Here is an 18325-nt window from a genome sequence, read left to right as displayed (position 1 = left end):
TGCTCGCGGTGTTGACTCGCCAGTCATCGCGCATCCTGCGCTAAAATTTTGTCTACGGCGAAGCGATATTCATTTTGTAGTGCAACAAGCGCAGCAGTTGGAGCCGCAAGGTCTATCAGGTTAACTACTCTGCCAGACCGAGCGTCAGGAGTCTTGTAAGCGCGTAGCGTGTGTGGAATGAATGCGCCATCGACGATGTTGCAGGCCAGAATCACAGTCAAACCGGAGGTTCGCTTGGCCAGAGCGGAAAATAAGTTTCCCGCCTTCTCAGCGAACACTGCGTCCACCGAGCCTTCGGGCCCATCGACAACGAACGAACCGCTTGCGCTACCAAAGGTCTCGACTAGGCTCATCCGAAAGATCAAGTCAAGGTACTCACGCTGCGACAGCGATACCTGAGAAGCCGAGCGCCGAACGAAATTACCACCTGTTGCTCCGCTCGTCAGCTCAATCTCAAACGCTGGAAACTCGAAAACCCGCCCACCCTGGCCGATTCGATCTTTCCTCGGTGCGTAGACCAATCGCACCTTCTCGGCAAAGAAATCCTGTGCGTGTGTCTGGAACTTATCCTCTAGATTTTCGCGAATAGATTCAGTTGCGGCCTTCAACTCAGAGAGCAGGATCGCAATCTTTTCCTCGGCGTCGTCGCGTTCCTTGCGGAAGTTCAATACTTCACGCCGCAACGTCTCAATGCGATCTTCGTCGCGTGCCAACGCGGCTTGATCTTGAGCCGGCAACTTACTTCGCCAGCGTCGAGCATCACGTTTGGAAGCATCTACCCGACGACGCACTATTTCCAGGTTATCCTCTACAGACCGATAGTGCTGCTCAGAGGCACGATATTTTTCACCCGCATCCTGCAGAGCTTCTCTGGCTGTTTGCAGAGCAGTGAATGCCTCAGCCGCCTTTGCCTGCATTGCCGAAGTTGTGGACACTACCTTATCTTGCGAATGCCGTTGCGAGCCGCAAACCAGACATCGGTTTTCTGAGCGCCTCCGCTCAAGTTCTTCAGCGGCGGCTTCGGCGCCGTTTCCGCAAGCTAAACAGACACGTTCGGAAATAATCTTTAAAAAAACGTATTGCTCATTGGGGGAGACTCCCGCAAAAGCGTGCCGGAGAACTTCGAATTTAATCTCCTCGTACTTTTGGGCAGCTTCGTCTGCGGCTCGATCCGCCCGCTTCAGCTCGACTCGAGCGTCCGAACGTCGCTCTTCTGCGGCTTCAAGAGCGTGCTGAAGCTTGATCTCCTCGGCCTCGGAAGACTCAACTTCGGCGGTTGCCTTCGCCAGTCTAGCCCGAGTTTCTGCTGCACTATCCTGCTTGGCTTGCTGCGTGTCTCGCCTGTTGACCAGTTTGTAGAGTACAGCGTTGAGGTTGCGCGCGGAACTGTCGGCTGAGACAATATCTCCTTCAAGGCGCCGAAGCTCTTCCGACTTGTCAGGCGTGAGTATTGCGCGAAACAACTCGAATTGAGCCGCTAAGTTCCAGAGTAGAGGCTCTCTTGCTTCCAGATAGAATGTAACTCTGTCTAGAACCCGGAGTGCGTCCTCGAAGCGTGACAAGCCCATAATTTTCGCGATAAGAGCGCGATAACTTTCTTCATCGCCAACCTGCTCAACGGGATCGATACCCCGGACGGTCGCCTCGACCAAGCCAAGGTCACTAAGCCGTCGTCGAACCTTGAGGACAGCAGAACCAAATCGAACTTCCGTCGTAGCGACCGCCGCATGGGCGTTGTCTCCGACTCGCACCGCGAAGAAACGAGGGTCGACCGGAAGAACGTCCGACCGATCTCCCGTAAACCCGGCTCCGCGGATACGAGCAGGTCCGGTCAGTACATGCTTTAGTATCAGGAGCAGTGTACTTTTGCCGAGTCCGTTAACGCCAAGGACGATCCATGGACCTGGCGTAAAATCAAGGTGCAGGCCAGGTGAATCGGGAACTCCAGGATATAGCTGATACTCATCGATATCCAGGCGCTGAAAGACGGGGAAGCGAATCGTCATGCTGACGCTTCCTTCGGCCACGTCCATATTACATGCTCTACGCTTTGTTTCTTGGAATTACTACCAGTTGGTTTGGCTAATCCGTCAAAGGCTCGGTGAAACGCAGAAAAATGCGAGAGGTTAAGGGAGCTTGCCATATCTGAAACTCTAACCTCAGGGGCAAGCAGTCGTCTGGCGTGCGCCGGTTGGGTCTGATTCAGTTGAGGCGTTCGTCTGCGACTTCGCCCTCGCGCACGTGCAGAGGCGAGGTCCATGGAAGTACGCTCCCGCATGAGGCTGTGCTCCATTTTAGCAAGAGCGGTCATAACGCAAAAAAACAAACGCCTATGAGGCATTTGGGTGTCGATATGTGTCTCTAAATTGATGAGTCTGATACCATCGCTACGCAATTTCTTAGCGGAATCGGTCTGCTGCTGCACATCGCATCCCAAACACTTCCAGACTACCGACTCATCCCTCTGCCGAAGGCATGCGAGAATGCCCGATAGACTGCCGCTCGCGGCATGTGCCCCGCTAGCACGGTTGGTAAGCACGTACTCACAGCCAGCCAGCCTCAGCGCTTCAGTTTGCAGTTCTAGGCTCTTCTCAGAGGCTGGAATTCGAGTGTACCCAGTGATCACCCTGCACCTATGTCGCGGAGTCCAGGTCAAATTTTCTACCAGTGACGCAGGTTTTGCAACAGAGAATCGCAACGCGAGAATGGCCGCTCGGCAGAGAGCAACCGAAGCTAACTTCAACGACGCAAAAGCCTTCCATTCTCGCACGTTTGCTTCGTTAACCTACCCGTCCACCACCGGATCGACCGTTTGCTGCCTGATCCTTAGCCCGCCTTTGTCCCTGGAATTGGCGCAAAGCGGAAGCCAGCAGAACTGGATATCAGAAACGAGAGCCCTTCCGCAAACGTGATGTCAACGTACAGAGTGCGTCCAGATTTCAATCACCGGGAGCTCCCAGCTTTCAGTCTTGAGCTGGCAGCGCCAAGCTTCCGCGCAGTCCTTCCGATGACGGCGAACCACGGCATGCACGCGGGCCTGTTCGACCGCGAAGATCAGATAGGACCAGTGCTGGCTGGCTGCTTCCGAAAGACGTGCAATCACCGTGCCGTCAGCGCTCAGCACCGACACCCGGTCCGTCGTTGAGCGTGCCGCCCGTAAGGTCACCGCATCGCCCGGCCGCAGGGCCGCCATCACCCGGTGAACGGCCGCCGTTGCCGGCTGGCGGCCGGCAAAGTCGATGTGCAGGTCGCCAAGCCCGAGCACGGTGCGCTGACGGTGAAGCACTCTCCGGTCGGCGCGCTTGGTGTCGGCGCAAGTAATATAATCAATGCCATCGAGCAGCGGCAGGTGCGGATTCTTCACATCCGCACGGCGCATCAGGCACAACGTCTCACGCGCCCGCGTCATGCCGACGTAGAACAGCCGCCGCTCCTCCTCGCTGTCCGCGGCAGCCCTGTCCGATGACCGTCCGTCCCATCCCCCGTCAAGGAGGATGACGTGCCGGAACTCCAGCCCCTTTGCGCCGTGCAGCGTCCCGATGTGGATGCCGGTGCCGGTCGAGCGCTCGCGGCGCAGCTGCGACAGCCCTTCATACAGGGCCTCGCGCACCGCTTCCGGTTCCGCCGCCCGCCCGGCGCTTGTCGTCGCCCAGCCGCCGAGCAGCTGCTCCATCAGCCCCCACCAGGGCGAGGCGCCCATCTCCTGGCGCAGGGCGGCCAGCTGCGCCTGCAGCCATGTCCCGTCGACCCGTGCGGTCGCCCGCTTCAGCCGATCGAGAAAGGTCGCCACCTCGCGCAGCCGGTGCAGGGGAAACCGGTCGGACGTGGTGTCGTAGGCGGGGTCACAGGGAATGCCGGCCTGGTCGCACAACGCGTGGAACGGCGCCAGAACGTGGCGTTGACGCGCCAGCACGGCGAAGTCGCTCCACGACGTGCCGGGGTGTCGAGCCTGCCGCTGCTCGATGACGTCCAGCACCGCGCCGATCTGATGCGCAATGGTCTTCACCGCCAGGACTTGTACGGGTTCGCCCGCCGGGTCCTTGGCCCGCGCCCGGTCGATGCGGATGGGGTGATCGGTCTTCATCCGGTCGGTGTTGTGCCGGATCAAGGTGTTCGACGCGGCGATCACGGCGGCGGTGGAGCGGTAGTTCTCCACCAGATGGTGAACCTCCGCCGCGAAGTCGGCTTGGTACCGGCGGATGAACGCGACGTCGGCGTGGCGGAAGCCGTACACCGCCTGGTCGTCGTCCCCGACGGCCATCAGCGCGATCCGCGCTTCGGCGTCCTTCTCCTGGCGGCCGGCGATGGCGGAGACGAGGTCGTACTGCTCTTCGTCGATGTCCTGGTATTCGTCGATCAGGATGTAGCGGTAGCGCGCCAGCAGCCGTTCCCGGACGTCCTCGGCGTCAAGGCCGGGAAAGGCGCTTTCCCCGCGCAGAAGTGCCGTGGCGTCGCCGATCACCCCGGAGAAGGGATCGGCGGGCGCGCTGTCCGGCCGGTGCTCCAGGCGCTCGGCGACGCTCGCCCCAACCAGGCGCATGGCCAGCGCGTGATAGGTGTAGGCGTCGATCCAGCCAGCCTCGTCGCCGATCAGGGCGCGCAGCCGCCGTCGGATCGACAGGGCGGCCGCGTGGTTGTAGCACAGCACCAGGATCGCCTGCGCCGGCACCCGCAGCACCCGCATCAGGTAGGCGCATCGGTGGACGATGACGCGGGTCTTCCCCGACCCCGGTCCGGCCAGGACCAGCAGGTTGCGCCCGACCGGCGCGGTCACGATCGCCTGCTGCGCCGGATTGGCGAGATCGGTGACGATGCGGGCGTGGGTGTCCGCCGACACCGGGCGGGCCAGTTCGGCGCGCCGGCCCGGAAAGTGGCGGGCGAGCAGCCGGTCCTCCGGCAGGGCGAAGTAATCGGCGGCGAAGGCCGCCGCCCGTTCGGGGCTGGTGAGCCCCAGACGGGCGTATTCGCCCATGGCGTGGATCTGGAAGGTGCGGCCGGCGTAATGGCGGGCCAGCGGTTCATGGTCGTCGTTGGTGTAGCGCCGCCCCCGCGCCGCCTCCGGCAGCCGCAAGCTCAGACCCTGGCGGAACACCGACAGGCCACCTTGCAGCAGGATCACCTTCCAGTCGTACAGCATCAGCAGGGCCGCCTGGACCGCGGCGACCGGATCGGACACCTCGGCGGCCAGCGTCAGGTCGCCGGTCACCGCCTGGGCCAGCTCCTCGATGGCGAAGGGCACCACCGTCTTGCCCGCGCCGTCCGCGGCCCGGCCGGTCGCCAGCAGACGGTCGAGCACCAGGGAGGCGACCGCCTCCTGCCGGCGCAGGCCATCCTCCAGGTTCTCCCACGTTCCCGACAGCTTCAGGCTGTACCGCCAGCGTGCCACCGTGGCGAGACGCAGGCGTGCGCTGCCCTGACGGTTGGTGTCGGACAGCGTTTTCAGCAGCCGCAGAATCACTTCGGGCTGGCACTCGGCACAGCCCCGGTCACGCAGCCGCTGGGTGGCCGCCGTCAGCGACAGGCACAGCTCCTCCCCATCCGGCGCCTCCTCCCGCAGCGTCGCCAGCAGGGTGCGGGCCGCCGCGGAGAACTGCGCCAGGACACGGCGCGAGGCGTTGACGCCCGACGGCCGCACCTGTGCGGTCAGCACGGTCCCGCTCTCGATCAGGCCGTGGCCGGCCATCGCGGTCAGCACCGTCAGCACCTTGGCGGTCGCCTCCTGCGGCGGGCCGGCGGTGTCGGCCGCCAGGGGATCGAGAGCGGCCAGCGTGTCGACGGTCAGCGGGTGCTCCTCGCCGGGATCGGCGGCGACCGCTACCAGCGTGCGGAAGATGGCCATCCACTGGGCCACCGTCGCCGCGGGCAGACCCAGACGCTCGATGGCGGTGCGCGCCTGCTCCAGCGACAGCGGCTTGGGCCGCGCGGTGATGACGGAGGTCCGGTTCTCGGACCGGATGACCAGCCCGGCGCGCTCCAGCCAGGACAGCGCCGTCTTCACCTTGGTGTCGGCGTCCGAATCGTCGGCCGCGAAGCCGAGGTCGAGTTCCGGATCGGCCACCAGCTCGCCCGCGGTGGCCACCACCTCGTCCTTGCCCAACCGCTGCGACAGCCGCCGCACGCTCCGCAGGATCTGCCCGATGTCGCGCCGCCGCAGCTCCGACCGGGCGGCGAGGCGAAACTGCTCCTCCAGATCGTCGGGATCGAACAGCAGCACGCAGGTCGCCGGCAGCCCGTCCCGTCCGGCGCGTCCGGCCTCCTGCGTGTAGGCTTCCAGGGAGCCGGGCACATCGGCGTGCACCACCAGCCGCACGCTGTCCTTGTCGATGCCCATCCCGAAGGCGTTGGTGGCGCACACCACGGGAAGGGAGCCACCGATGAAGCCCGCCAGCACCTCGGCCTTGTCGGCGGCCTTCATGCCGGCATGGAAGGCGGCGGCCGGCCAGCCGTATCCGGCCAGCGCATCCCGCAGGTCCTGGGTGCCGCGCCGGGTGGCGGCGTAGACCACGGCGCAGGCCAACGCTCCGCCCTGCCGGACATGCTGCTCCAGCAGGGCGGCGATGCGCTCGACCTTCTCTGCCGGCGTGATGCTTTCGACGGCGAAGGTCAGGTTGGAGCGCTCGGCGCCCCCGGCGTACAGGTCGAGTTCTTGCCCGAGCCGGTCACGGATGTGGCCACGGATCTCCTCGACCACCTCGTGCTTGGCGGTGGCGGTCAGGCAGGTCACGGGTGGGGGCGGCGTGCCCTGGCGTTCGGCCAGCTCGGCGATGAAGCGCGCGGTGTAGAGATAGTCGGGGCGGAAGTCATGGCCCCACTTCGACAGGCAGTGCGCCTCGTCGAACACCCAGGCGCCGATCTCCCGCTGTTCGATGGTGCGGACGACGGACGGGTTGCGCAGCTGTTCGGGGGATACATAGAGGAGGGCGACGTCGCCCTGGCGCACCCGGTCCATCACCGCGCCCCGCTCCGGCAGGGTGAGCGCTCCGTAGAGCGCGGCCGCCGCCGCCGGCCGGCCGGTTTTGCTGCGGAAATTGTCCACCTGGTCCTTCATCAGTGCCTGCAGCGGCGACACCACCACGGTCAACGCCCCGGTGCGCTGGTGGCGGGCCAGGGCCGGCACCTGGAAGCACAGCGACTTGCCGCCGCCGGTGGGCAGCACCGCCAGCGCCGGCCGCCCGGCGAGGCCGGCCTCGACGATGCGTTGTTGCAGGCTCCCGCCGTCGGGCGCGGCCGGCTTTGGCCGGAAGGCGTCGAACCCGAAGGTCTCCCGCAGCCAATGCGTCGCGCTGAAGGCGGTGCGGCACCACGCGCACGCGGGATCGTCGCACGGCGTGTCGCGCAGGTCGCGCAGCAGCGGCCCGACCGCCGGGTGCTGATGGCGCACCCAGGCCGGCAACACCGAGGCGCCACCCGCCACCCCGAGCCACGCCAGCGCGTGGGCGAAGGCGAGGCGCGCCGCGGTCGATTCCAGCCCGGCCACAGCGAGGCGGGCGGACGCGGTCGTGCACACGCGTGCCGTCGCGCACCGCATCCACAGCGTGAGGGCCGCGGACGCTGTCGGAGGCAGGGTTGCGCCGCACAGGCCGAGCAGGTCGGCCATGCCGCTCTGCCCTGGACCGGACAGCGCGAAGCGATGGAACGCGGCGGCGTCCGGCGTCTGCCGCACCAGGCGGGCAAAGGCATCGATCTCGTCGCGCAGCACCGCCCGGCACAGCCGGGCGTCGGCGACCGGATCGTTCACCGCATCCTTCTCGAGCTTGTAGCCCTTGATCAGCCGGTGATAGGGGTTGGCCGGGAAGGCCAGGGGCGAGAGCACCAGCGTGTCCACCACCGGCAACGTCCATGCGGTCAGTTCCGGCAACGCGTCGCGCAAGATCGGCAGGTCGTGCGCCAGGATATTGTGGCCGGCGATGCGCTCGGCGCCGCGGACGAATCCTTCCAGTCCTGCGGAGGCGAAGGGCCTGGAGTCCCGCTTCTCCCATCGGAAGATCCGGTCGTCCAGCACCGCGCCGACCGCATTGAGGCGCCCGCCACGGTCGGCTTCGACGTCGATGAACAGCGTCTTTGCCAGATAGGTGTCCACGCTCGCATCGGACAGCGGGGCGCGGGATTGCCGTTTCCTGAGGAGCGCGTCGAGGGCTTGAGCCAGCAAGGAGGAAGTTCACTTCAAAGGCGATGCAGCCGTCGCAAAAACTTCTACAGCGTGCGGATGCGCAACCACAATGACGTTTTTCCGCTTTGTCTTTTCGGCGGCGATCCGGATACCCGGAATGAAGGATTTACGGGGAACCGGCGGCCCGCGAAAGCGAACCGTCGGATCGCGTCGGATCGTGCCTCAGGGCGTGATCCGTGTGGGCAATGGCACCGGTGGCGACCGGGGCGATCCGACCGGCCGGTAGGTCCGACGGAGTGGCGACAGGAATGGGCGCGCGTTTGGTGCGCCTCAATTCCCACCATGGTTCAGCCCCGCCAGTGGCTCGGTGCCTTTGCGGAGGCGGACGCCGACACCTTCGCCATTGCTGGGGATGAAGATGACGCCGGCCGCCTCGAGCGTATCCTTCAGCGCCCGCAGAATGGCGGGTATGGGGGTGCGCCCGCCTTTCTCGAAATGCGTGATGGTGCGCAGGCTCACGCCGCTCGCCTCGGCGAGCTGCTGCTGGGTCATGTTCACCAGACCGCGGGCGGCGCGGCATTGAGCGGGCGTCAGGTTCATGTCCCGGATGGTAGGTGGATGCGCAGAAAGCGCAAGGAAACGGAAAATGCGCTTGCGTTATGTGCGCATAAGTGCGAAAAATACGCACTTGCCTGAACCGTCAGGAGTTCAGCTCCGCGTGGGTATTGCCCTTGGTGTCCTGGCCGACAGGCCCAAGCCCCTATGCGAGTCGGGCGCTGAAGCGACGCTGACTGACCCAGCCGGAATGGAGGGGACCGATCGTGCCACGGGAGACGCGCACGCCAAGAGCGAGGACCAGCAAAGCATCACGCCGCGCCGCCTTGTCTGCGGCGATCCGGGTGCTGGACGCCGCCCCGGACGGGAATGATGCGGAGCCCCTCCTCGCTCTCTGGAGGGAATGGCGGGCTGCCTTTCCTCTGTCGGAGCATCTCTGCCGTGAGGCGCAACGGCTGGAACGTCACCTGATCGCCCGCATTGGCTTGCCGGCCGTCGAGATCCCGATGAGCGATCCCGAACGGCCGATGGTCCGGGCGACGGATCCGCGCCAGATCGACCGGGTGCTGGGCACGGCCCCGGTGACATTGGCGCAACGCCGCCGCCTGAAACGCGCTCTGGGGGCGGCGCGTGCCCGTTGGAACGCCGAAGCCGCCGCCTGTGGGCTCACCGCGGCCGTCCGGTCGGAGGTTGCCGCCGACCACCGCGTCGATGAGCTGCTGCGCATCGCCGCCGTGACGCCGGCCCACTCGCTGATGGGCGCGATTGCCAAGCTCGTCGTCATCGAGCAATGGGGAGAGCGGGAACCGGAGGGTGACGACCTGCCCTGGCCGTTTCTGCACGGCGTGCTGTCCGACCTCGTCACCCTGGCGGCGGGGGAGCAGGAGCGTCCGACACTGTCCGGCTGAGCCGGTCACCGCCCCTGTCTCAGAACGTTTCCGGCATGCGCAACCCCGATCCCCCCACCGACAAGCCGGACGCGTTGGTCGTCCGGTCCGGTGATTCGGTGGGGCGCGCGTAAGCTCCGCTTCCGGTGATTGCTGGCGGATGATGCGCGCATCGCAGCGTCCTCGGAGCCGTTCAACGCCAGCAGGATCCGGCGCACATGCCCCAAGCCGACATATGCTCGACGCCCGGCTATCTTCCGGCGTTGAATGCGGTGACCGCCCCATGCCCTGCATAGGCGTACGAACGCCGGTGCCGATGACACGTTGTCAGGCCTGATGGGCGCAGACACCGGAACTCAGCCATTATCTGTTGAATGGTCTTGCTTGAACCAGCCGTCGCGCTGTCCGTCGTCAGGCCTGTCTTTCGAATCCTTCCTTCGGCAGCCATCTCCTGATGTGGCGTCCAGTCCATCGGAACGGAGCGTCGATCAATGCAAGGCCGTCACGAAACAGCGCGTAATCGTAGTCTGGGTGCTCCGCATCCAGGACGCGATCATCCCCGCCGGCACCGAAACCGATCGGGTCGAAGGTCGGCAGTTCGAGCCGTTCGGGGCGCCGCTCACCGCCATCGCGGATCATGCCGCTGAGCGCGTCGAGGAACGACACGCAGGCTGTTTCCTCCATGACAAACCAGCCTGTCGGCGGTCCGCCCCGCGGTCTCCGGGCAAGCGTGTTATGCTCGATCCAGTCCCATAGGGCCGGGTCATCCCAGTACATGTCAGGCCACCATCGTGGAAACAACGGCCAGACGTAGGACGGACTCCCGAGATACCAGCGGCCCGCGTAACCGAATCTCAGGAACGTCACCGGGGCACGGTCGGCGGGCAGTTCACCAGATGCGCGAACCCAGTCGATCCAATCAACCACTTGGCTGGCGCCCATCAGGAGAAAATTCGAACGGTGCGTGGCAAGAGCGATCATGGTCGGCGTCGCCCCGGTGCCCGTGGGCGCTTGGAGAGCGGGCGGTGGTGGTGATTTCTTGCCGGGCTTTGGAATTCGTGTCTCGGCCAAGCTCAGGAATGCCCCCGCCGTTCCGGGCTTTGAACCGAATGCGATGGAATAGCCATGAACGACTTGGCCATAGGGCGATGTCTTTGCGAGATAGGGCTTTACCTGTCGCGCATATTTTCGTTTGGCCTGCGCGGCTACACTCTTGGCGGTTGCCTTGGCTGCGAACGACCCATGGGCCTCCGCCAGCACCACGCCATGTCCGTCCGCATTTCCGCCGTCATAGATAAAGTCCGCGTGGGGGTCGAGCGTCCTGGACAAGCAGGCAGCATTGGCGCGCCACACATATCCCAGTGCGTTCATGTAAAGATCGGTGATGCCGGCGCCGACACGCGCGGCGAAGAGTGTTCTTTCGGTATCGGCCAGATCGTTGAAATCGGCCGACAGTTCGAAGACCGGGTCATCGGAGATCAGGCATTCCAGCTGGGCCAGGGCGCTCTTCTGCAGCCCTGTCAACAACCGGGGACGGGCCTCCCGCGTCGTTGCCGTTCTCGCTACCGCCGCCGCCAGCGCCATCGGGCCAAAGATAAGACTTGGCGTGGCATTTGGTGCAGTGAAGTGCAGCGATATCGGGCTTGGACCATGTCTGTGCCTGGTGTGGGTGGTCAAGCCGACTGCTTTATCGTTGCTCCACAACCCGGTCGTCGAAACCAAGGCGCTCATCCCACCCCCAATGCCCGCCGGATGCTGTTGCTTCACTTGTGAAACACCGCGCTCAATCGTGCAATCATACCGCTTCAGTGTGCACGCCGGAATAGGTGAACGGTGCCGATGCGTGCTCACGCTGGACTGTTCGGCCGACTGCGGCCTGTAACCGGACGGTTGTGGTGGCGCCCGCACGGGCAAGCCCGCGCGCCGGGCTCTCGTGAATCGAGCCACCTGCGGTGTCTCGAGTCTGACGACCGTCGATCCCTGGCGCATCTCCCGCGACGTGCCTTCCTTCTGCAAGCGTGGCGACGGCAGGAACCGGTTCCGGGTGCAGGGCGATTCCAACCGCGGTGGGAACGTCAGGTGCCCCCTACGACACGCCGTTATCGTCAGCCTCTGGCACCTTCCCATGGCGATCGCCCGCCACCGGCCACTCCCTGTGCCTGAAGGTTTCAATCCACCGCAGCTGCCCGTGGCGCTCCATCGCTGTCCGTGCGGATCCCCGCGGCTTCGAAGGCCCGCCGGAGGCTGCCCGGCACGTAACCCCGCAACGAGCCCCTGCCGAGTTCGAAGGCGCGCACCGCCGACACCGACAGCGTCGCCTTCTCGGCGAGGGCTTCCTGCGACCATCCCAGTTGACGCCGGAGGAACCGGCACCGCTCCGGGGTCATGCATCCATCTCCGCCGGATCGCTCATCGGGCGACGCTACCACGGCGGGCGGGAGCCGTTCACGGTCCTTCTCCCGGACCGAGGCCATGTGGCCGGAGAACCGCGCTGCTTCCGGCAAGGCTGCATCGGGCGTTGCGCTACGGCGTCGTGAGCGGTGTCGTCTCCGACTGAACGGCTCGCGGCTCGACCACGGCGGCCTTTCCTGCTGGCGACCCTGACGCCGGGTGCGGCTGCGGGGCAGCCCGACCTCGATCCCGCAACCGGCGGGAGCCGGCCTTCTTCCCCGCCGTGCTCGGCTGACGCCTGTGCGCGGCTTCCTCGCGCGACAAGAAGCTCGGCTCCCGCCGGTCCTCCGCTGCGCTGCGGCCCTTCGGGTGCGGGCCGGTCGCTCGGCGCCCTTGTGATCGCCATCAAGGCCGCGGTGGTCGCGGCCGAACCCCGCAGGAGGCGACTATGGCTCAGATCGGCACCTTCACCCGCAACGACGATGGCTCGTTTGTCGGCACCATCAAGACGCTCACCCTCAACATCAAGGCCCGCTTCGTCCCGGCCGCGAAGGACAGCGACAAGGCTCCCGACCTGCGCGCCCAGAGCAATGGGATCGAGATCGGCGCCGGGTGGCGCAAGACCGCCAAGGAGACCGGCCGCGACTACCACTCGGTCAAGCTGGACGACCCGAGCTTCCCCGCCCCGATCTACGCCAGCCTGGTCGAGGTCGACGGCGGCTACGCCCTGATCTGGTCCCGTTGAGGCCGCCCACCGGTTGCGGCGCTCCATCCGGGCGCCGCAGCCGGCTCCAGGCCATAACGGACCTGCTCGAACACGACAAGCGGCGGGCGCCGCCGCTCGTGATGGTTGTGATCGCCGTGCGATCGATCGCGGGCCGAGATGAGAAGTCCCCGTACTCCCGAAGGTCCGTCTGTCTCTTCAAACGTCCCAGCCTACCATGCCGGAGCGGCCCGCCTCGAGGACGAGCGGTCCCCCCAAAAGGCTGCGCCTTTTGGCTCCCCCGCTCGCCGGCAGGCCGGTCGCCTGCGGCGATCCTCGACCCGGACCGCCCCGGCATCGTGACGCCCCCTCGTCTTCAAAACCAGAGGAGGGGACGATGCTCACCATCCACGACCAAGTCCGGGAACTGCGGGCCGAGCTGGTATCCTGCGCCCTGACCCGCCGCGAACGCGCCCAGGCCCGGGCCGAACTGGACCAGCTCCTCGCCCGGCAGGCGAGGATGGACCGTGCCACCGACGCGCTGGTGTTCGTCACGGAGGCGCCGCCCGCCTGAGGCGGCGCCGTGCGTCGCGGCCGGGAGCCTCGTTGTGTGGCCGGAGGACGCCTGCCGGCGCATCCGTTTCGCCATCCGGCTGCCCGGCGGTGTGCCGGTGATCACCCTTGGTCGCTGCTCAGGAACACGGCTCCTTCCCTGTCCGGATTTACGGAGAATCGGCGATCCGGATGTCCGGCTGTCCGTCGATCCGGACATCCGCCGATCCGGAACTCCGGATCGCCGTGAACACGGGAATGCACTCCCGGCCACCGCCCCGATTGGCCGGCATACGCCTAAAAAGTCACGCACCTCTCCCGGAAATCGTTGGCATCGCCAACCCTTTCGCCCCAAAAGCAATGGTGGCGGAAATATGGCGTCCTACCCACGTATGTCGTCACGCACCGCCGTCACCGTCTTGGGTGGGGCCGGCCAGTTCGGAGAGGAAGGGGTGATCGGGGGGCAGCGCCAGCAGATCGCCGGGGAGCACCTTCAGCGCCCGCGCCAGCCGGCCGAGCGTCACCACGCTCGCCTTGTGCTCGGCCCGCTCGATCTGGCCGACGTAGCTGCGGTCGATGCCCGAGATATGCGCGAGCTCCTCCTGCGTGATGGCGCGCTCACGCCGCAGGCGCCGGATGTTCGCGGCCAGTATGTCGGGCAGATCCTCCATCGCCAGGATGGAGCCCCATTGCGGGAAAAGTCTCCACGGGATACATCTACCATTCCGACGCCAGCCCCCGGCCGCCGGGTGGCCCGCATCGCCGAACGGAAAGGAGTCTGCGCATGAGGAAGCCGCGCATCGACGCGCCGGTGTTCGACGTGGCGCCCACCGGCGAGGCGCTGACCGACTACGACCGGCTGCATCTGGTCACCTACCTGCGCCTGCTCGACGCCGCGGCGGACGGCGCCGACCCCGACGAGGTCGCCCGGATCGTGCTGCGCATCGACCCGGACGAGGAACCCGAGCGCGCCCGGCGTGCCCACGCCAGCCACCTCGCTCGTGCCCGTTGGATGACCGAAAGCGGCTACCGCCACCTGCTCGTTTCAGGTTAAGCCGCCATTGCCGTCCGGCGCGTCCGGCAGTGCCGAACGCCGGCTGGGCGGCTCTTTCCTTGTCCGGTCAAGCGCTTCCTCCTCTTTCGATCGGGGTGTGCCGGTTGCATCGATCCCCCGATACGCCGCACCGGCCTACCGGTGCGTTCGGCGCTTCGCAACCTGAGCGTTTGGATGCGCATCCGTCCCTTCATCCATGACGAGGACGGTTTCATGACAGGCACGAGAGACTGGCGGTCCGCCGCCGCCTACACCGACACGGCAGCGCTGCCGGTGGCGGGCTGGGCGTGGGAGTTCCTGCGCCGCAATCCCGAGTACAGGGCCGGGACGCGGGCCGTCGCGCCGCGCTCGGCGGAACACACCGCCGTGGGCCGGCGCTGGGGGTTGTCCTTTCGCCGAGGATCCGGATCGCTCCGCCCACGACACGGCGATCTTCTGGGCGCCGGACCTGCTGCCGGAGCTGGTGCGGCTTGTCCCGGCTCCTGTGGGACGAACCCCTGTGGTTCCGGACGCTGATCCGCTGGCCGGGCCGGGGCGGCGGGCGGTGCTGCCGACGCCGGACGGCTTCCACGTGGTGATCGCCGACGGCGCCCGCGAGCGGCGCTTCCTGGTGCTGGCGCCCGACCTGCCGCCACCGGGAACCGTGCTGTGGGCCACCGTGGCGTTCGACCGGCCGCGGGCGCCGCAGGTCGCCGGGATCGAGCGGCTGGCGGCGCTGATGGCGGGCCGGCCGCCGCCGCCCGAGCTGACGCCCATCCAGACCGGCCTGCTGCGCCACGCCCTGCAGGCGCTCGACGCCGCCCTGGCCGGCGCCAGCCTGCGCGACACCGCCGAGGCGGTGTTCGGCGAGCGGCGGGTGGCGGCCGACTGGTTCCGCTCCAGTCCCCTGCGCGATCAGGTCCGCTACCTGGTCCGCCGGGGTCGGCGGCTGATGGCCGGCGGCTACCGCGAGCTGCTGGCCGGCCGCCTCGGGCGCGGCCAGCGGTAGACCGCTCCGGGGAGGGAGGGGCCGGGGGACTCCGGCCCCTTCGATCTTTCCCCTCCCCGGCGCTTCCGTGTTTTCGCGAGCCTTCCGCCATCGCGCACCGCCGCTCCCGGCGGCGCGCTCCGGAACACGGAGGCTCGACCATGCACGACACCGCCGACGATCTGCCGCAACGTTTCCTGCGCACGGCCGAGGCCGGGCGCTTCCTCGGCCTGTCCGGCCGGACGCTGGAGAAGCACCGCGTCTACGGCACCGGCCCGCGCTACCGCAAGATCGGCGGGCGCGTGGTCTACGCGCTCGACGACCTGAAGGCCTGGGCCGATCGCGGCCTGCGCACCTCGACCTCCGACCCCGGCGCCGCCACCGTGCGGCCGGCCCGCCGCTGAGGGGAGGGGAGCATGGACGACCCCCGCTTTTCCGCCCGCCGCACCGACATCGCGGTGCGCGACGTGGCCGACCTGATGGTCTGGCCGTGGTTCAGCCTCGCCAAATCCCCACGCCGCGCGCCCATTGTCTTCGAACAGGGCGCGGTGTGCATCCGGGTTGAGCCGGCCGGCGGCCTCGGCATCGCCACCCTCTGGGACGCCGACGTGCTGGTCTGGGCGGCCAGCCAGCTGACCGAGGCCCTCGACGCCGGCCGGACGCCCACCCGGCATCTGGAAACCCCGGCGTATCCGCTTCTGCGCTTCCTCGGCCGCGGCGTCGGCCGGCACGACTACGCGCTGCTGCACGCCGCCTTCGACCGTCTGGCGGCCACCCGCGTCGAGACCACGCTGCGCGCCGGGCCGCAGGGACCGGCCCGCTTCCGCTGGCTGGACGGGTGGGAGCCGACCGCGGCCGGCGTCCGCCTGACGCTGCCGGACTGGTTGTTCGTGGCGGTGTGCGAGCGCCGCGTGCTGACGCTGGATCCCGGCTATTTCGACCTCACCGGCGGAGTGGCGCGCTGGCTGTACCGGCTGGTGCGCAAGATGGGCGGCCGGCAGCGCGGCGGCGGCGCCATCGGGGTGCGCCGCCTGCACGCCCGCAGCGGCAGTCCGGTGCGCTCGGCCGAGTTCGCCCGCCACATCCGGCGGATCGCGTCCATCGGCCTGCCGGGCTACCGGCTGTCCATCGAGCGGGGCGGTGGCGAGGAGCGGCTGCTGTTCTCCCGAGCGCGACCCTTGGCGAACCTGTCCACAGCCCCCTGTGGACAGCCTGTGAATGACGTCGGGACATCGTATCTATCGGAAAACGGGATATCACCATGCCGACTCGCGGGGGAACACCACCCCGACTCGGAGTCAAGTCCTTGGCCCGCTTCACCGATTCGCCCCTATAACTTATATAACTTAAACAATAACAGACTCTTGGCGGCTGACTCCTCGACTCCTCCGCCTGTGGATAAGTCGTCCGGAGCGGGGAGGGCGCCGCGATGATCGTGGCCTTCCTCAACCAGAAGGGGGGTGTCGGCAAGACGACGCTCGCTCTCCACCTCGCCGGGGAGCTGACCCGGCGTGGCCATCGCGTGCTGCTGATCGACGCCGATCCCCAGGGCTCGGCGCTCGACTGGGCGGAACAGCGCAACCGCGAGGGGCTGCCGCGGCTGTTCGCCATGGTCGGGCTGGCGCGCGAGACCCTGCACCGCGAGGTGCCCGACCTGGCCTCCGGGGTCGAGCACGTGGTCATCGACGGGCCGCCGCGGGTGACGGCGCTGGCGCGCTCGGCGATCCTGACGGCCGAGCGGGTGCTGATTCCGGTGCAGCCCAGCCCGTTCGACGCCTGGGCCTCGGCCGAGTTGCTGCGCCTGCTCGACGAGGCGCGCGGCTGGAAACCGGACCTGTCCGCCCGTTTCCTGCTCAACCGCTGCATCGCCCGCACCCGGCTGCTCCGTGACGCCCGCCGCGAGTTGGCTGGGGTGGTGCCGCCGGCGATGGCGGCATCGGTCGGCCAGCGCGTCGTCTTCGCCCGCTGCGTGCGCTCCGGCCGGCTGGCCTTCGAGAGCGAACCGGACTCCACGGCGGCGCAGGAGATCGCGGCCCTGGCCGCCGAGCTGCTGGGGACCGGGCCATGAGCGCGGAACGGATCGGCTTCGGCGCCCGCCCGGGTGCGCCCGACGCCTGGGTGCGCCGGGGCGAGGGCGGGCCGGCCAAGGCGGAGGTCTACACCGCGCGGCTGACGGTGGACATCACGCCGGAGCTGCGCGGGCGAATCAGGATCGCCGCCTTCCGCCGGGGCGTCACCATGGCGGCGCTGCTGCGCGAGCTGCTGGAAGCCCGCTTCGCCGGGGAGGAGGGGGCATGATCGCCGCCCTGGTCAACCTGACGCCGGGGGTGGGGCGTACCACGCTGGCGGTCAACCTGGCCGGCGAGCTGGCCCTGCAAGGCAAGCGGGTGGCGCTGATGGACGTGGACGGCGCTTCGGGTGCGCGGGACTGGGCGGGGATGCGGCGGCGCAACGACCTGCCGGCCCTGTTCGACACCGTCACGATCACCAGCGCCCAGCTGCGCTGCGGGTTGTGGGGGCTGGGCACCAGCTTCGATCACGTGGTCATCGACACCCCGGCCCGTTCGCCGGCAGCGGTGCGGGCGGCCCTGCTGGCGGCGGAGACCGTGCTGGTGCCGACCCTGCCGGACCGGGAGGCGGTGGGGCGCTGTGCCGCCACGATGCAGCTGGTCGTCGAGGCGCTGGCGGCCGAGCCGATGCTGGCGGCGGCGCTGGTGCTGACCCGGGCGCCGGAGGGGCTGTTGGTGGAACTGGGCACCGAGGCGGGGGCGCTGGGTCTGCGCCTGCCGGTGGCGGCGGCGGTGGTGCGGCAACGGCTGGCCTTCGCGACGAGCCGGAGCACCGGGCTGCTGGTGCCGGAGCTGGAGATGGCCGGGCGGGCCGAGGCCGATGTCCGCCACCTCGTCTCGGAGGTCTTCGGCCTGGGATCGGTCCCAGTGGCGGGCTGATCGGGCAGGGCGGCGGCCCGCTTCGCCCGCGAAGGAACGCCGATCGCACTACGGCGCGCAAAGACAGGAAATCGGACAGTGTGTCCAAGCTTCGGCGGGCTTTCGTGAGCGCGTGCGGAAGAAGAGAAATCAACGGTCAGCAAGATAAAAGAGCGTAT

18 protein-coding genes are annotated in these 18325 nt (G+C 67.4%); 11 read left to right on the top strand and 7 right to left on the bottom strand.

The genetic code is table 11. From position 1 onward, the window contains the following. Positions 1-23 precede the first annotated feature (23 nt). From M2352_RS24830 to M2352_RS24820, 4 genes are all read right to left on the bottom strand, one after another. Positions 24-2006: a coiled-coil domain-containing protein gene (locus tag M2352_RS24830; RefSeq protein ID WP_264667197.1), complete on the bottom strand. Its 1983-nt coding sequence runs from the start codon at positions 2004-2006 to the stop codon at positions 24-26. After that, positions 2003-2626 (bottom strand): recombinase family protein, encoded by a 624-nt coding sequence (locus M2352_RS26655; RefSeq protein ID WP_406567314.1) that lies wholly within the window; start codon positions 2624-2626, stop codon positions 2003-2005. Before M2352_RS26655 ends, M2352_RS24830 begins: the two co-directional genes overlap by 4 nt. Before the next feature lie 288 nt (positions 2627-2914). Continuing rightward, on the bottom strand, positions 2915-8149 hold the full coding sequence (locus tag M2352_RS24825) for a RecQ family ATP-dependent DNA helicase (RefSeq protein WP_264667196.1): 5235 nt from the start codon (positions 8147-8149) through the stop codon (positions 2915-2917). A 291-nt stretch (positions 8150-8440) separates the two neighbouring features. Beyond that, the gene (locus M2352_RS24820) at positions 8441-8710 is read right to left on the bottom strand and encodes a helix-turn-helix transcriptional regulator (protein WP_264667195.1); all 270 of its coding nucleotides are present in this window, start codon (positions 8708-8710) and stop codon (positions 8441-8443) included. 482 nt (positions 8711-9192) lie between these two features. On the opposite strand from M2352_RS24820, the gene M2352_RS24815 reads away from it, so the two are divergent. After that, positions 9193-9573: a hypothetical protein gene (locus M2352_RS24815; RefSeq protein WP_264667194.1), complete on the top strand. Its 381-nt coding sequence runs from the start codon at positions 9193-9195 to the stop codon at positions 9571-9573. Positions 9574-9963: 390 nt separating this feature from the next. Here M2352_RS24815 and M2352_RS24810 read toward each other — a convergent pair whose 3' ends face one another. After that, positions 9964-11283, bottom strand: a complete 1320-nt coding sequence (locus M2352_RS24810; RefSeq protein ID WP_264667193.1) for a hypothetical protein — start codon at positions 11281-11283, stop codon at positions 9964-9966. Positions 11284-11720: 437 nt separating this feature from the next. Next, positions 11721-11939 carry a helix-turn-helix domain-containing protein gene (locus tag M2352_RS24805; protein WP_264667192.1) on the bottom strand — a complete coding sequence of 73 codons (219 nt, stop codon included), beginning with the start codon at positions 11937-11939 and terminating at the stop codon, positions 11721-11723. Between the two features lie 452 nt (positions 11940-12391). Here M2352_RS24805 and M2352_RS24800 point away from each other — a divergent pair, with 452 nt between their 5' ends. Together M2352_RS24800 and M2352_RS24795 are read left to right on the top strand one after the other, a co-directional pair. Beyond that, positions 12392-12688 (top strand): DUF736 domain-containing protein, encoded by a 297-nt coding sequence (locus M2352_RS24800; RefSeq protein WP_264667191.1) that lies wholly within the window; start codon positions 12392-12394, stop codon positions 12686-12688. 355 nt (positions 12689-13043) lie between these two features. Beyond that, positions 13044-13220, top strand: a complete 177-nt coding sequence (locus M2352_RS24795; protein ID WP_264667190.1) for a hypothetical protein — start codon at positions 13044-13046, stop codon at positions 13218-13220. Between the two features lie 376 nt (positions 13221-13596). Here M2352_RS24795 and M2352_RS24790 read toward each other — a convergent pair whose 3' ends face one another. Then, positions 13597-13869, bottom strand: a complete 273-nt coding sequence (locus tag M2352_RS24790; RefSeq protein ID WP_209772605.1) for a helix-turn-helix domain-containing protein — start codon at positions 13867-13869, stop codon at positions 13597-13599. A 113-nt stretch (positions 13870-13982) separates the two neighbouring features. On the opposite strand from M2352_RS24790, the gene M2352_RS24785 reads away from it, so the two are divergent. The 8 genes from M2352_RS24785 (at position 13983) to M2352_RS24750 (ending at position 18167) form a co-directional block, all read left to right on the top strand. After that, positions 13983-14252: a DNA -binding domain-containing protein gene (locus M2352_RS24785; RefSeq protein ID WP_264667189.1), complete on the top strand. Its 270-nt coding sequence runs from the start codon at positions 13983-13985 to the stop codon at positions 14250-14252. Positions 14253-14426: 174 nt separating this feature from the next. Further along, positions 14427-14768 (top strand): transcriptional regulator domain-containing protein, encoded by a 342-nt coding sequence (locus M2352_RS24780; RefSeq protein WP_319802070.1) that lies wholly within the window; start codon positions 14427-14429, stop codon positions 14766-14768. Then, a complete protein-coding gene (locus M2352_RS24775) occupies positions 14752-15240 on the top strand; it encodes a DUF2285 domain-containing protein (RefSeq protein ID WP_264667188.1) in 489 nt (162 codons plus the stop codon). The genes M2352_RS24780 and M2352_RS24775 overlap by 17 nt, the downstream gene beginning before the upstream one ends. 140 nt (positions 15241-15380) lie before the next feature. Beyond that, positions 15381-15623 carry a helix-turn-helix transcriptional regulator gene (locus M2352_RS24770; protein ID WP_264667187.1) on the top strand — a complete coding sequence of 81 codons (243 nt, stop codon included), beginning with the start codon at positions 15381-15383 and terminating at the stop codon, positions 15621-15623. Between the two features lie 12 nt (positions 15624-15635). After that, the gene (locus M2352_RS24765) at positions 15636-16652 is read left to right on the top strand and encodes a replication initiator protein A (protein WP_264667186.1); all 1017 of its coding nucleotides are present in this window, start codon (positions 15636-15638) and stop codon (positions 16650-16652) included. After that, positions 16649-17287, top strand: a complete 639-nt coding sequence (gene parA / locus M2352_RS24760) for a ParA family partition ATPase (RefSeq protein WP_264667185.1) — start codon at positions 16649-16651, stop codon at positions 17285-17287. The genes M2352_RS24765 and parA overlap by 4 nt, the downstream gene beginning before the upstream one ends. Next, the gene (locus M2352_RS24755) at positions 17284-17517 is read left to right on the top strand and encodes a chromosome partitioning protein ParB (protein WP_264667184.1); all 234 of its coding nucleotides are present in this window, start codon (positions 17284-17286) and stop codon (positions 17515-17517) included. The genes parA and M2352_RS24755 overlap by 4 nt, the downstream gene beginning before the upstream one ends. After that, complete coding sequence (locus tag M2352_RS24750; RefSeq protein WP_264667183.1) at positions 17514-18167, top strand: AAA family ATPase; 654 nt, start codon at positions 17514-17516, stop codon at positions 18165-18167. Before M2352_RS24755 ends, M2352_RS24750 begins: the two co-directional genes overlap by 4 nt. Positions 18168-18325: the final 158 nt, after the last annotated feature.

The organism is Azospirillum fermentarium (genome assembly GCF_025961205.1).
Lineage (GTDB): Bacteria > Pseudomonadota > Alphaproteobacteria > Azospirillales > Azospirillaceae > Azospirillum > Azospirillum fermentarium.
This window is presented reverse-complemented; position numbering and strand designations above follow the sequence as displayed.

Coding starts and splice junctions, on each gene's coding strand:
- M2352_RS24830 (WP_264667197.1), bottom strand. CDS start 2,006: ATGACGATTCGCTTCCCCGTCTTTCAGCGCCTGGATATCGATGAGTAT.
- M2352_RS24820 (WP_264667195.1), bottom strand. CDS start 8,710: ATGAACCTGACGCCCGCTCAATGCCGCGCCGCCCGCGGTCTGGTGAAC.
- M2352_RS24815 (WP_264667194.1), top strand. CDS start 9,193: ATGGTCCGGGCGACGGATCCGCGCCAGATCGACCGGGTGCTGGGCACG.
- M2352_RS24810 (WP_264667193.1), bottom strand. CDS start 11,283: ATGAGCGCCTTGGTTTCGACGACCGGGTTGTGGAGCAACGATAAAGCA.
- M2352_RS24805 (WP_264667192.1), bottom strand. CDS start 11,939: ATGACCCCGGAGCGGTGCCGGTTCCTCCGGCGTCAACTGGGATGGTCG.
- M2352_RS24800 (WP_264667191.1), top strand. CDS start 12,392: ATGGCTCAGATCGGCACCTTCACCCGCAACGACGATGGCTCGTTTGTC.
- M2352_RS24795 (WP_264667190.1), top strand. CDS start 13,044: ATGCTCACCATCCACGACCAAGTCCGGGAACTGCGGGCCGAGCTGGTA.
- M2352_RS24790 (WP_209772605.1), bottom strand. CDS start 13,869: ATGGAGGATCTGCCCGACATACTGGCCGCGAACATCCGGCGCCTGCGG.
- M2352_RS24785 (WP_264667189.1), top strand. CDS start 13,983: ATGAGGAAGCCGCGCATCGACGCGCCGGTGTTCGACGTGGCGCCCACC.
- M2352_RS24780 (WP_319802070.1), top strand. CDS start 14,427: ATGCGCATCCGTCCCTTCATCCATGACGAGGACGGTTTCATGACAGGC.
- M2352_RS24770 (WP_264667187.1), top strand. CDS start 15,381: ATGCACGACACCGCCGACGATCTGCCGCAACGTTTCCTGCGCACGGCC.
- M2352_RS24765 (WP_264667186.1), top strand. CDS start 15,636: ATGGACGACCCCCGCTTTTCCGCCCGCCGCACCGACATCGCGGTGCGC.
- parA (WP_264667185.1), top strand. CDS start 16,649: ATGATCGTGGCCTTCCTCAACCAGAAGGGGGGTGTCGGCAAGACGACG.
- M2352_RS24755 (WP_264667184.1), top strand. CDS start 17,284: ATGAGCGCGGAACGGATCGGCTTCGGCGCCCGCCCGGGTGCGCCCGAC.
- M2352_RS24750 (WP_264667183.1), top strand. CDS start 17,514: ATGATCGCCGCCCTGGTCAACCTGACGCCGGGGGTGGGGCGTACCACG.